At 62.7% G+C, this 11,983-nt stretch carries 13 protein-coding genes; 3 read left to right on the top strand and 10 right to left on the bottom strand.

Features of this window, described 5'->3' with window-relative positions:
• Positions 1-2 precede the first annotated feature (2 nt).
• Positions 3-575 (bottom strand): polysaccharide biosynthesis/export family protein, encoded by a 573-nt coding sequence (locus D5400_RS14785; protein ID WP_126010711.1) that lies wholly within the window; start codon positions 573-575, stop codon positions 3-5.
• 231 nt (positions 576-806) lie between these two features.
• On the opposite strand from D5400_RS14785, the gene D5400_RS14780 reads away from it, so the two are divergent.
• Positions 807-3,008, top strand: coding sequence for a GumC family protein (locus D5400_RS14780; protein ID WP_126010710.1), 2,202 nt, complete (start codon positions 807-809; stop codon positions 3,006-3,008).
• 28 nt (positions 3,009-3,036) lie between these two features.
• Here the strand turns inward: D5400_RS14780 and D5400_RS14775 are convergent, their stop codons facing one another.
• Both D5400_RS14775 and D5400_RS14770 read right to left on the bottom strand, forming a co-directional pair.
• Positions 3,037-4,257, bottom strand: coding sequence for a GNAT family N-acetyltransferase (locus D5400_RS14775; protein ID WP_126010709.1), 1,221 nt, complete (start codon positions 4,255-4,257; stop codon positions 3,037-3,039).
• A 127-nt stretch (positions 4,258-4,384) separates the two neighbouring features.
• A complete protein-coding gene (locus D5400_RS14770; protein WP_126010708.1) occupies positions 4,385-4,612 on the bottom strand; it encodes a DUF2842 domain-containing protein in 228 nt (75 codons plus the stop codon).
• Positions 4,613-4,748: 136 nt separating this feature from the next.
• On the opposite strand from D5400_RS14770, the gene D5400_RS14765 reads away from it, so the two are divergent.
• Positions 4,749-5,870 (top strand): COX15/CtaA family protein, encoded by a 1,122-nt coding sequence (locus tag D5400_RS14765; protein WP_126010707.1) that lies wholly within the window; start codon positions 4,749-4,751, stop codon positions 5,868-5,870.
• A gap of 30 nt (positions 5,871-5,900) precedes the next feature.
• On the opposite strand, the gene argC is transcribed toward D5400_RS14765, so the two are convergent.
• The 5 genes from argC to D5400_RS14740 all read right to left on the bottom strand — a co-directional run bounded on the left by argC (position 5,901) and on the right by D5400_RS14740 (position 9,669).
• Positions 5,901-6,842: an N-acetyl-gamma-glutamyl-phosphate reductase gene (gene argC / locus D5400_RS14760; protein ID WP_126010706.1), complete on the bottom strand. Its 942-nt coding sequence runs from the start codon at positions 6,840-6,842 to the stop codon at positions 5,901-5,903.
• Between the two features lie 78 nt (positions 6,843-6,920).
• Positions 6,921-7,877, bottom strand: a complete 957-nt coding sequence (gene speB / locus D5400_RS14755) for an agmatinase (RefSeq protein WP_126010705.1) — start codon at positions 7,875-7,877, stop codon at positions 6,921-6,923.
• Between the two features lie 178 nt (positions 7,878-8,055).
• Positions 8,056-8,544 (bottom strand): 30S ribosomal protein S9, encoded by a 489-nt coding sequence (rpsI, locus tag D5400_RS14750; protein ID WP_126010704.1) that lies wholly within the window; start codon positions 8,542-8,544, stop codon positions 8,056-8,058.
• Between the two features lie 2 nt (positions 8,545-8,546).
• Positions 8,547-9,011 carry a 50S ribosomal protein L13 gene (gene rplM / locus D5400_RS14745; RefSeq protein ID WP_126010703.1) on the bottom strand — a complete coding sequence of 155 codons (465 nt, stop codon included), beginning with the start codon at positions 9,009-9,011 and terminating at the stop codon, positions 8,547-8,549.
• Between the two features lie 208 nt (positions 9,012-9,219).
• Positions 9,220-9,669 carry a PaaI family thioesterase gene (locus D5400_RS14740; RefSeq protein ID WP_126010702.1) on the bottom strand — a complete coding sequence of 150 codons (450 nt, stop codon included), beginning with the start codon at positions 9,667-9,669 and terminating at the stop codon, positions 9,220-9,222.
• Positions 9,670-9,777: 108 nt separating this feature from the next.
• On the opposite strand from D5400_RS14740, the gene D5400_RS14735 reads away from it, so the two are divergent.
• Complete coding sequence (locus tag D5400_RS14735) at positions 9,778-10,602, top strand: enoyl-CoA hydratase (RefSeq protein WP_126010701.1); 825 nt, start codon at positions 9,778-9,780, stop codon at positions 10,600-10,602.
• 12 nt (positions 10,603-10,614) lie between these two features.
• Here the strand turns inward: D5400_RS14735 and D5400_RS14730 are convergent, their stop codons facing one another.
• Complete coding sequence (locus D5400_RS14730; protein ID WP_205665470.1) at positions 10,615-11,262, bottom strand: 4-carboxy-4-hydroxy-2-oxoadipate aldolase/oxaloacetate decarboxylase; 648 nt, start codon at positions 11,260-11,262, stop codon at positions 10,615-10,617.
• Positions 11,259-11,954 (bottom strand): fumarylacetoacetate hydrolase family protein, encoded by a 696-nt coding sequence (locus D5400_RS14725; RefSeq protein ID WP_126010700.1) that lies wholly within the window; start codon positions 11,952-11,954, stop codon positions 11,259-11,261. The genes D5400_RS14730 and D5400_RS14725 overlap by 4 nt, the downstream gene beginning before the upstream one ends.
• Between the last annotated feature and the right edge of the window lie 29 nt (positions 11,955-11,983).

Below are 11,983 nucleotides of genomic sequence, written 5' to 3'. Positions count from 1 at the left end.
GCTCAGAACAGCCGCTCGCGGACGTAGATCGTGTCACCGGCAACGATGGGATCGGAAATCGGTACGCGGCCGGTGATGACCTCGCCGTTGATCTTGCGGGTAACGTCGGCATCGTTCTGGTTGGCGCGCGAGGTGAAGCCGCCGGCAATCGCGATTGCGTTCTGAACGGTCATGCCGGGCACGTAGGAATACTGGCCGGCGGCACCCACTTCACCCATGATAAAGAAGGCGCGGTACTGGTCGACTTCGACCGTGACGTCCGGATCGCGCAGGTACCCTTCGCGCAGCTTTGCGGCGATGGCGCCTTCCAGTTCCTGCACCGAGCGACCGCGCGCCGGTACCGAGCCGATCAGCGGAAACGCGACGTAGCCGGCTTGGTCGATGGAATAGGTGCCTGTCAGGCTCGCCTGTTCGAAAACGGTGATGCGCAGCCGGTCACCCGCATCCAACTGGTAAGGCTGGATGGTTGCCGCGCTGAATCCCTCGGGTGCCGGTCGGTAACCGGAGCATCCGCCAAGCAGCAGCGAAGCGGCAAGAGTGAGAAGCAGCGCCCGGGGGCGAGAGATGGCGATCATGAGTATCCGTCCGTGCGCGTTCGACGCGGCCGATCAAGGCTCCTCCTCTTATCGAACTGTTAGGGTTAATGGCCGGTAAAGAGGCGCTGAAAGAAGATGTATCCAAGCATTCACGCGGATCGTCGACGAAATTAACGGTTGAGTTACCATGATTATTTACGGTCGCTCTTGAAGCATTCCGCGCGTGCGCCGCTGCGCCCAGTATTCGCGGAGATCCTGAAGGAGCCCAGAATGTCCGGCAATCTATCGTCACGCGGGGATGTCGATATCGATTTGGCCGGTCTGGCCGCCGCGCTCTGGGCGCGCAAGTTCGCCATTGCGGCAAGTGTGCTCATCGTTGGCGCGCTGACCTATTTCACCACCAGTTCCATGGCGCCGCTCTATCGCAGCGAAGCCCGCATCCTCATCGAAGAGCGCGGTTCGGCCCTGTCGCGGACGGGTGAGGGTGGTCAGACGCGGGATCTCGTGCTCGACGAGCAGGCCATCGCGAGCCAGGTCGAAGTTATCCGATCCTCCGACCTTTTGCGCGAGGTGATCACCGAGCTCGACCTCGGCAGTCGCGCGGAATTCGATCCGGCAGGCCAGCCGTCGATGATCGGCGACCTCCTCGTGCTGCTCGGCATCGGCAGCGATCCGATCGATGCCAGTGCGCAGCAGCGCGTGCTTGAAGCGGTTCGGGAAAATCTGCAGGTTTACCAGGTGCAGAATTCGCGCGTGATCGCGATCGAGTTCTCTTCGCAGGACCCCGAACTGGCAGCGGCTGTCGCCAACGGTCTCGCAGGCGCTTATCTGCAGGTGCAGAGCGGCGCCAAGCTTGATTCCAATGCCGATGCTGCCGCCTGGCTCGAGCCGGAAATCGCGGAACTCCGTGGCCGCGTACGCGATGCGGAAGCCAAGGTCGCAGCCTTCAGGGCAGACAATGGTCTCCTGCTCGTGACCGAGAACAACACGCTCGTGACGCGGCAACTGTCGGACCTGACGACCGAGCTCTCACAGGTCCGCGCGCAGCGCGCCGATGCCGAGGCGCGTGCCGCCAATGTTCGCTCTGCACTCGAATCAGGCCAGTCGGCCGATGCCGTCAGCAGCGTCGTCGACTCGCCACAGCTGCAGCGCCTGCGCGAGCGGCAGTCGGAGATCGAAGGCCAGATTTCGGACCTCTCGATCACGCTTCTCGACAACCACCCGCGCATCCGCAGCCTGCGTTCGCAGCTTTCGGGCATCGGCACGCAGCTGAACGAGGAAGTGCGCAAGGCGCTCGCTAATCTTGAGGCCAATGCCGCCGTTGCCCGGCTGCGCGAAGCGGAACTGGCAGAGCAGCTCGACGTGCTGAAGCAGAGCTCGGCGCAGGCCGGCACCGACGAAGTCGAACTGCGCGCACTCGAGCGCGAAGCGCGTGCCGAGCGCGATCTCTTGGAAACCTATCTCGCCCGTTTCCGTGAGACGGTGTCGCGCGGCGATGCAAACGCGCTGCCGGCCGATGCCCGCATCATCTCCCGTGCTGGCGTAGCGAGCGAGCCCTATTTCCCGAAGGTGATCCCGGCCGTCATCGTCGCGATGCTGGCTACGGCACTCATCCACATGATCATCATCCTGCTGATCGAGCTCTTCTCCGGCCGGGCGCTTCGCGAACGGGTTGTCGTGGATGAGATGCGTGAGGAAACGACACCGCTGGAACCCAGCCGCATCGCGACGACGGGGACGGCGACAGCGAGCCTTGCCCACCAGCCCCTGACGGCATCCACTCAAGCTGTACCGGTCGCAGCGCCTGCACATCCGGCGGAGCCGCTGACACAGCCGGCACCGACGATCGCCAAGGCTGGCGCCCTCCCGGTGGCCGAGGACGAAGAGGACTTTTCGGTCGATGGCGTTGCGGCCGCCCTGATCTCCAAGCGCGTCCAGGTCGTCGCCGGCATTTCCCCGGAAGGCGATGCTGCGACGCTCGGCGCCGTTCTTCTGGCGCGCGCCGTCTCCGATCGCGGCCATCGCGTCCTGACGATCGACATGACCGGCGCCGGCCTGCCGGGAGCAACCATGGCAGGGGCGGGCCTTCCTGGCATTACCGACCTTCTCTGCGGATCGGTCTCGATCGCCGAGTCGATCCACGCCGACTACGCCTCATCTGCCGATATCATCCCGCTTGGAACGGCCGATCCGGAGACCGCCATGCGCGGCGCATCCCGGATCGCCATGATCATCGAAGCCCTGTCGGATGCCTACGACACGATCATCGTCGAGTGCGGCAGCACAGAGATCACGGCTGTCCAAAAGATGCTCGCAGACCGGCCGATCACTGTCGTGATGTCGGTGGTGGACCCGGACGCCCCGATCATCGCTGAGGAATTCGAAGCGCTGGTCGAAGCAGGATATGACGACGCGCTGATCATGCTGGTCGACGAGGACGGCCCCCAGTCGACCCGCAGCAACGCGGCCTGAAGGCACCGAATGCCTTCAGTCTGTTCGTTCAGGATATCCGGCGCTGGATGGCCCGGGCGATCTTGTCGAGCCGCGGATTGGCCTTGATCGCCTGCTTGGTCGAGGCGATGGCACGCAGCGTCGCGCCAACGGCACGGCCCTTCATCGTCAGCGGCAGGTAGCAATCGTATTGCGTCGTGATCTGATCGCACCAGGACCGCTTGTAGGCCTCGTCGCCGATGCCGAAATCGAACATCATCTGGCCGTTGGCGCAGGCATCTTCGATCAGCCGGTAGAACAGGAACTCACCGATGCTGAGCTCGCCCGCCATTTCTTCGTCGATCGAGCCGAACTGGCAGATGAGATGCCCGTTCTTGCGCGTCACGCCTGAAATCGCGCCGTAGCGTCCATCGGTGAGTTGCACGGCCGAGAGCCGCAACAAGGGTACGTTCTCTTCGGTCTTCGTGACGACCAGGCGGCGGAAGAAATCCTGCACGCCCGGCTTGGCGAAGACGTCAAGCTTGCCTTGCTTGTCGAAGCGGGCAGCCTTCTGGACGAAAAACGCTTCAAGTAAGCGAAGCGCCGTTTCGGGATCGTCGCCATGCACGATCTCGTAGCCGCCCAGTTCCTCCAGCGTACGCTCACCGAGCCGGTGCTTCTTGCGCCGCTTCTTGCCATTGATGCGCGAGAGCGCCTTGTCGAAGCCGCCGTCGAGCGTCATCTGGAACGCTTGGTTGTTGCTGAGGACCCGGTCGAGCGGCATCAAGGGGTTGGCTACCCCGCGCCAGCGCTCCGGCGTGCGATAGAGCGCCAGCAGATCGAGCTTGAGCCCGGCCTCCGAGAGCGCAGCCGAAAGAAGCGGCGGCGAAAACTGCATGTTGTCGGGTGAAAAAAGGCCGAAATTCAAATTGCTGTAGGATGTGCCGATATAGCGGCCGACCTTCGCGCCGCCCTGGCGGATGATTTCGAGCGGCAGCATGATCCGCCCGCCGCCGGTGAAATGAAGGAGCACGACGACCGGTTCGGTACCCGTTGCTTCCAGCCAGTTGCGGCACCAGTCGTAGCTTAGATGGACGGAGGTGAAGAACTGCGTCTCGAGCGAACGCCACTGCCGTTCGGCCGCTTCGATGCTGGCGAAGATTTCCACGCGTTTGACCGTCTGGGCATCACCTTGAGCCGGAACATGCGACGTCACTCCCGCGATCAGCGGTGCGTCCGTCGGTTCGCCGGTTGGCTTGCGGGCAACTTCCATGGGTACGATCCTCGTCATCAAACGACCTCGTCACGATGCGCGCCAGGATGGGGGATCGTCCTGAACAAAGCGTTGTCTGGACAACAGTCGAAGCGTTCAGAACCTCTCGAACACCCGACTAAGTCCTCCTATGCTTTCGCCGCCGTTAATCCAAAAGGTCGGATTTTTCTTTTGGAGGGCGTTCCATCCAGCTGATGAGCAGCATGGCCGGCACGACCCAAAGAACGCCGGTGAAGAGGAAATAGAGAAGATGCACCCACCAGGGTGACTCCGCCAGGCGATAGGTCGCGATGGTCGTGGCGACAAGCGCATAGATGATGACCAGTGCGACGATGGCGAAGGCGCCGATGAATTTCTTGAGGCGGACGGGCATGGTGGTCTCCTTGATCTTCCACATAGCCGGTCGGACGCTTCAGGCAAAGCGGCGCGACGCCATGCCGCAAAGCTCTTCGCCTTGAATTGGAGGGCAGGGTGGGGCAAATGCCATGGCAATCTGCAAGGACAGTGCAATGACCGTACTCGATGCCGTCTCACCCGCTTCCAGCCCATCCGAAATCGCCGCCCAGGCCCGACGCGGCGAACTGGAGACAAACCGCCGGATGCTTCGGCTCTGGCTTGGCATTGTCATGCTCGCGATTTTCGCGCTCGTGGTTGTCGGCGGCGCGACGCGGCTGACCGATTCTGGGCTCTCCATCACCGAATGGAAGCCGATCCACGGCGTCATCCCACCGCTGAGTGCGGAAGAATGGCAGGAGGAATTCGACCTCTACCGTCAGATCCCGCAGTACCAGGAAGTGAACCGGGGGATGAGCCTCGACGAGTTCAAGGTCATCTTCTGGTGGGAATGGGCCCACCGTTTCCTCGCCCGCGCCGTCGGCGTGCTTTTCGCCGTGCCTCTCGTCTTCTTCTGGGCCACCGGACGGATCGAGCCGCGACTGCGGCTGCCGCTCGTCGGTCTTTTCTTCCTCGGCGGCCTCCAAGGCTTCGTCGGTTGGTGGATGGTCGCGTCCGGCCTGACGGAGCGCGTCGATGTCAGCCAGTACCGTCTCGCAGTCCACCTGACGCTCGCCTGCATCATCTTCGCCAGCATCATGTGGGTGTCGCGGGGCCTCGCGCCGCACTCAACCGACGCCCCACCGACCGAGCGCTCCCATCTGGCCGCCGGCGGTCTTGCTCTCTTCGTCCTTTTCCAGATCTATCTGGGCGCGCTCGTCGCCGGGTTGAACGCCGGATTCGCGTTCAACACCTGGCCGCTCATCGACGGCGCCTTCATTCCCGCCGGTTTGTTCGTGATGGATCCGGCTTGGCTGAACCTCTTTGAAAACGTCAAGACGGTGCAGTTTGTCCACCGGATGACGGCCTACGCCCTATGGTTCGCCGCGCTGGCCCACATGGTCGTAGCGCTGCGCCATGGTGCAGGCAGCACCCATGCCAATCGTGCCATGGTGCTGTTCTTCCTCGTCACCATGCAGGCGCTGATCGGCATCATCACCCTGGTCATGGTCGTGCCGCTCAATTGGGCGCTCCTGCACCAGGCCTTCGCCGTCGTCGTCCTCGGCTTCGCAGTGGCCCACTGGCGCGCCTTTTATGGATCCTACGCGCCCACGGGGCGGCTCGCCGCCGCCGGTTGATCGATCATCCAAATGAGGTGCTAGCGCCTGTCAGTCGACAGGCGTGATTCCGAGCATCAAGTCCATGTTCTGAACTGCGGCGCCGGAAGCGCCTTTGCCGAGATTGTCCAGAACGGCCACCACATTGACGTGCTCGCCGCCTTCCGACCCGAACACGTAGATATTCATCGTGTCCTTGCCGTTGAGCGACGTCGGATCGAGGCGCTGGATCGCCATGCTCTCGTCGAGATCGACGACCGCAACAATATTCTGCCCGCGATAATGCTCGGCCAGGGCCTCATGCACGCTGCGCAGCGAAGGTGAACCATCGAGATCGGCGAGATGCAGTGGCACCTGCACGGCCATGCCCTGCGCAAACCGCCCGACGGATGGCGAAAAGAGAGGCGTACGCTGCAGGCCGCTGCGGATCTTCATCTCGGGCACATGCTTGTGCGCCAGCGTCAGCCCGTAGAGGAAGTGCGGGGCGCCGAGATAGTCTGGACGGCTCTCGTCCTCCATCTGGGCGATCAACTGCTTGCCACCGCCCGTATAGCCGGAAACGGCGTTGATGCTGACAGGGTAATCGGCAGGCAGCAGCGCCGCGTCGACCAGCGGCTTCAGGATGCCGATGGCGCCGGTCGAGTAGCAGCCAGGATTGGACACGAACCGCGCGGACGCGATCTGTTCGGGGCGTTCGGGGTCGGATTCGGCGAAGCCATAGACCCAGTCCGGATCGACCCGGTGGGCGGTGCTCGTGTCGATGATGCGCGTCGTGGACGAAACGCCGAGCATCGACACCGCCTCCTTCGCACCGTCGTCGGGCAGGCAGAGTATCGCGATATCGGCTTCTCGCAGGAACTCCTCGCGCAGTGCGGTGTTGCGGCGCTCTTCCTCGGGAATGGAGATGATCTCGATATCGGTGCGCTCCGCCAGGCGGGACCGGATCTGCAGACCAGTCGTGCCATGCTCGCCGTCGATGAAGATCTTCGCCATGTCCGTCATCCCGTTTGCGAGCAAATCCAGCCGCTTGAACGCAAGACCGGATTCACCCTGTGAGCGCGTTGAATCGAACTATGAACGCTCGATCGCGCGCCGTTCAGCCATGAGGCCGAGCGTATACATGGCGACACTGGCACCGGCAATGGCGGTGACATCCGCGTGATCGTAGGGTGGGGACACTTCGACGACGTCACCGCCGCGGATATCGAGGCGCCGCAACTGCCGGAGGATCGAAAGCATCTTTGCCGTCGACGGGCCGCCTGCAACGGGCGTTCCAGTGCCGGGAGCGTAAGCCGGATCGAGGCAGTCGATGTCGAATGTGAGGTAGGCTGGGCGGTTGCCGACGCGCGCGAGGATCCGAGAGGCGACGTCGCCCGTGCGCATCTCCTCCAGCTCGTGTCCGTAGATGATCTGAATGCCGAAATCTTCGGGCGCATGTGTGCGGATGCCGATCTGGATCGACGTGTCCGGATCGACGAGGCCCTCGCGCACCGCTCTCGCTACGAAAGATCCGTGGTCGATGCGCTTTCCGTCATCGTCCCAGGTGTCCTGATGCGCATCGAACTGGACCAGGGAGAGAGGCCCGTGACGGGCCACATGCGCCTTCAAGAGAGGCCAGGTGATATAGTGGTCGCCGCCGAGCGTGAAGAGAAACGCGCCGGTTTCGAGGATACGGCCGGCTTCAGCTTCGATCCGATCCGGCGTTTCCTGGTGATTGCCGTAGTCGAGCAGGCAATCGCCGTAGTCGACGACCGAAAACTCGGCGAACAGGTCTCGGTCGAATGGATACTGCGGGTCGTTGTCGAAGATCGCGGAGGCGCGGCGGATCGCCTGCGGACCGAACCGCGCACCCGGCCGATTGGAAACGGCAGCATCGAACGGGATGCCCCAGACCACCGCATCGGCGCCGGCGACGTCCTTGCGGTAGGGCCTGCGCATGAAGGAGAGGGCGCCGGCATAGGTCGGGTCGGACGCGGCCCCGGTCAATTCGCTGGCATTGAAGGCGTGATCGATCGACTTCGATGGCATGGGCTCTGATCCTTTTCGGATGGATGGCAGCAGCCTGGAACCAGCGCTGCGATATCGAAAATTGGTAAGGCAGCCATAAGATGGGACGAGAGAAGCCGGTTGGGAAGGCCGATGCTGCATCGCAACGAAAAAAGGCGGAGCCGAAGCCCCGCCTTTTGATCTGGCAGCCGTCCGAAGCTTAGCGCTTGGAGAACTGGAACGAACGGCGGGCTTTCGCCTTGCCGTACTTCTTACGCTCGACGACGCGGCTGTCGCGCGTCAGGAAGCCGCCCTTCTTGAGGACGCCGCGCAGTTCCGGCTCGTAATAGGTCAGAGCCTTGGAGATGCCGTGACGAACGGCGCCGGCCTGGCCGGAAAGACCGCCACCGGCGACCGTTGCGACGATGTCGAACTGGCCGGCGCGTGCGGCAGCGACGATCGGCTGCTGCAGAACCATCTGCAGAACCGGACGTGCGAAGTACTTTTCGAACTCGCGGCCGTTGATGGTGATCTTGCCGGAGCCTGGCTTGACCCAAACGCGCGCGACAGCGTCTTTACGCTTTCCGGTTGCGTAGGAACGGCCCTGTGCATCGACCTTGCGGACATGCGCCGGCTGAGAAGCCTGGGCGGAGCCGGCGGTCACGCCGGTTGCCTGGCCGAGGTCCTGGAGGGAATTCAGTTCAGCCATGATCAGGCAGTCCTCTTGTTCTTGGTGTTCAGCACGCCGATGTCGATCGTCTCGGGCTGCTGGGCTTCATGCGGATGGTTCGAACCGGCATAGACGCGCAGGTTCTTCATCTGGCGACGGCCGAGCGGGCCGCGCGGGATCATGCGCTCGATGGCCTTTTCGAGGATGCGCTCCGGGAAGCGGCCTTCGAAAATCTGGCGCGCGGTGCGCTCCTTGATGCCGCCGGGATAGCCGGTGTGCCAGTAGTACTTCTTGTCGGTGTACTTCTTGCCCGTCAGCACGGCCTTTTCAGCGTTGATGATGATGACGTTGTCACCATCGTCGACATGCGGGGTGTAGGAAGGCTTGTGCTTGCCGCGCAGGCGGGTGGCGACGAGGGTGGCGAGACGGCCGACAACGAGTCCTTCGGCGTCGATCAGCACCCACTTCTTCTCCACCTCTGCAGGCTTCTGCGAGAAGGTTTTCATGGATATCACTCTTTCGTTCGGGTCCCGAACCATGCGTGCACGGCAAGGGCGCTTCTTGTTGCTTGTCTTGGCATGGCCAAGTGCTGCCCGCATGGATCCATGCGTGGCTGCGAGCGGTGTATAACCCAACGGCCCGACACGCGCAATCGCAGTGAACACAGGCGTCGTAAAATTAGTCCAGCAATAACAGTGTCTTAAGTATGTGGTATTATTTTACCGCAGTTTCTGTCTGCGGTGGGATCGAATAGGTGGCCGATGCCTGCGCCACGATGGTCCCTTCTTTGTCCACGATGATCACGTCGACGACCGCCAGCCGCTTGCCGAGCTTGAGCAACCGGCAGCGTGAATAGAGCGGCACGCCGTCGGCCGGCCTGCGCAGGAAATTGATGGTAAGATTGGTGGTGACGGCGAGCGCGACCGGCCCGATATGGGCAAGAATGACGACATAAGCGCCGAGATCGGCAAGCGCGAACAGCGTCGGACCGGACACGGTGCCTCCCGGCCGCAGATGGCGACGATCGGGCATCAGCCGCAACACGGCGGCACCCGGTTCTATCTCGGTTACCGCATAGAACGGTCCGCCCTCGTTGATCTGCGGAAATTCCTGCGCCAGAAAGGCCTCCAGCGCGTCGATGGTCATGACCGGCTTCACGGCAATCCTTTGGTCTCGATCTTAAGCGCGCAGTTGAAAGCGCTGGTCCGGCCCCGTCAAGTCGTGCCAGAAATCGCCTGAAGCAGGGAATGAAAGCAAAGGAGCCGGCAGAGCATGGCCGACATCGTTTCGATGAAGCAGAAGCAGGACACGGACGCGTTGGTCGTCGCCCAGAAGTACGACGGCATCCTGCGGCTGTCGCTCAACAATCCGCCGGCGAATGCCCTGTCCGTTGCGCTTATGGAAGCGCTTCTGCGCAACCTGGAAGAGGCGCGTGACGACGCGGAGACGCGCGTCATCATCATTGCCTCGCTCGCAAAGGTGTTTTCCGCCGGCCACGACCTGAAGGAATTGCAGCGGCATCGCTCCGAAGACGACCGTGGCCGCGCATTCTTCGACAAGACCATGCGGCTCTGTGCGAAACTGATGCAGACGATCGTGGCGCTGCCGAAGCCCGTGATCGCCGAAATCGACGGGATCGCTACGGCGGCCGGCTGTCAGCTCGTCGCCTCTTGCGACCTCGCGATCTGCACCGACACCTCCGGCTTCGCGACGCCAGGCGTCAATATCGGCCTTTTCTGCTCGACGCCGATGGTCGCGCTGTCGCGCGCCACGCACCGCAAGCAGGCCATGGAAATGCTGCTGACCGGCGAGACGATCGATGCCTCCACCGCCAAGGAATTCGGCATCGTCAACCGGATCGTGCCGAAGGAATATCTGCGCCAGGTGGTCGACAAATACGCAGCCGTCATCGCGTCGAAATCGCCGCTGACGGTGAAGATCGGCAAGGAGGCGTTCTATCGCCAGGCGGAAATGAGCCTTGAAGACGCCTATGATTACACGGCGCGCGTGATGGTCGAGAACATGATGGCGCGCGACGCGGAAGAGGGCATTTCCGCCTTCATCGACAAGCGCAAGCCGGAATGGAAGGGAGAATAGGCCAGAGTCGCTCTACCGGTCCCTGAGACCGAGCAGATCCATCGTTGTCTGCCCGGCCCGCAAAGCGGCACGCAAGGCGTCCTCTTTCTGCTCGCGTTCATGGGCTGCTTCGATGGCCTCTTCAATCCTCGCATGGGGAACGATGACGACGCCGTCTTCGTCGCCGATGACGAGGTCGCCGCGATGGACGGTGGTCTTCCCAAGCGTGATCGGTGCGCCGAGCGGCGATGTCCGGAGCTTGTCGGTGCCTTCGATGCACAAGCCCCGGGCAAAGACCGGGAATCCCATGGCCCGCAGTGTTGTCGCGTCACGGACGCAGCCATCGATGACGAGGCCGGCGATCCCGCGCGCCTGACAGGCTTCGGCGAGAACATCGCCGAACGGTCCGTCGCTCATTGATGCTTCGTGGTCGACGACGAGAATTTCGCCGGGAGCCGCGGCTTCGATGGCCTTGTGGATCATCAGATTGTCGCCAGCGGGGCAAAAGACCGGGAACGCCGGCCCGCAGAGCCGAATGTCCCGATCGATCGGTTTGATCGCGGCGGGCAGGGCGCCGATCCTGCCCATGGCTTCATGCAGAGTGGCGGACGAAAAGGATGCCAGGGCAGCAAGCTGCCCCGGATCCACCGTTGCCGGTCCTTCGTCCGCCCTGTCGTTCACTTGACCGGGTCGCCGATCTTGACGGTCAACGGCTCGAGCCCGTCGATCGTGCCGACGAGTTCATCGCCCGTCTTGACCGGTCCGACGCCGTGCGGTGTGCCGGTGAGGATGATGTCGCCCGCCTTCAGCTCGTAGAACTCCGACAGCTTCGAGATGATCTCGGGCAGCGACCAGATGAGCAGGCTCACATCCGAATCCTGGCGGGTTTCGCCATTGACGGTGAGCTTGATGTTGCCCTTCTCGATGTGCCCGGACTTCTCGACCGGCGTGATCGGCCCGCACGGGCAGGACTCGTCGAACGACTTGGCAATTTCCCAGGGGCGACCGCCGCCCTGGATGTCGCGACGCGTCATGTCGATGCCGACGCCGTAGCCGTAGACATGGTCGAGCGCCTGGTCCTCGGGAATGTTGTAGCCGCCCGATTTCAGCGCCATCACAAGTTCCAACTCGTAATGGAAGTCCTTCGTCATCGTAGCGTAAGCGATGGTGGAGCCGGACTGCACGATGGAATCCGTCGGCTTCTGGAAGAAGATCGGCGGGTCGCGATCCGCGCTGCCGCCCATTTCTTCTACATGCGCCACATAGTTGCGACCGACGCAGTAGATCCGGCGTACCGGGAAGCGCTCGTCCTTGCCGACCACCGGCAGGGATGCCGCTTTCGGCCGCTCGATGACAAAGCCTTCATGACCCATGATGTTCTCCTCCTCAGGGTGCCGGCGCG

It is taken from the genome of Georhizobium profundi, from assembly GCF_003952725.1.
Taxonomy (GTDB): Bacteria; Pseudomonadota; Alphaproteobacteria; order Rhizobiales; family Rhizobiaceae; genus Georhizobium; species Georhizobium profundi.
This window is presented reverse-complemented; position numbering and strand designations above follow the sequence as displayed.

Bases quoted from the DNA above. Each gene is read 5' to 3' on its own strand.
- D5400_RS14785 (WP_126010711.1), bottom strand. From the start codon at position 575: ATGATCGCCATCTCTCGCCCCCGGGCGCTGCTTCTCACTCTTGCCGCT.
- D5400_RS14780 (WP_126010710.1), top strand. From the start codon at position 807: ATGTCCGGCAATCTATCGTCACGCGGGGATGTCGATATCGATTTGGCC.
- D5400_RS14775 (WP_126010709.1), bottom strand. From the start codon at position 4,257: ATGACGAGGATCGTACCCATGGAAGTTGCCCGCAAGCCAACCGGCGAA.
- D5400_RS14770 (WP_126010708.1), bottom strand. From the start codon at position 4,612: ATGCCCGTCCGCCTCAAGAAATTCATCGGCGCCTTCGCCATCGTCGCA.
- D5400_RS14765 (WP_126010707.1), top strand. From the start codon at position 4,749: ATGACCGTACTCGATGCCGTCTCACCCGCTTCCAGCCCATCCGAAATC.
- argC (WP_126010706.1), bottom strand. From the start codon at position 6,842: ATGGCGAAGATCTTCATCGACGGCGAGCATGGCACGACTGGTCTGCAG.
- speB (WP_126010705.1), bottom strand. From the start codon at position 7,877: ATGCCATCGAAGTCGATCGATCACGCCTTCAATGCCAGCGAATTGACC.
- rpsI (WP_126010704.1), bottom strand. From the start codon at position 8,544: ATGGCTGAACTGAATTCCCTCCAGGACCTCGGCCAGGCAACCGGCGTG.
- rplM (WP_126010703.1), bottom strand. From the start codon at position 9,011: ATGAAAACCTTCTCGCAGAAGCCTGCAGAGGTGGAGAAGAAGTGGGTG.
- D5400_RS14735 (WP_126010701.1), top strand. From the start codon at position 9,778: ATGGCCGACATCGTTTCGATGAAGCAGAAGCAGGACACGGACGCGTTG.
- D5400_RS14725 (WP_126010700.1), bottom strand. From the start codon at position 11,954: ATGGGTCATGAAGGCTTTGTCATCGAGCGGCCGAAAGCGGCATCCCTG.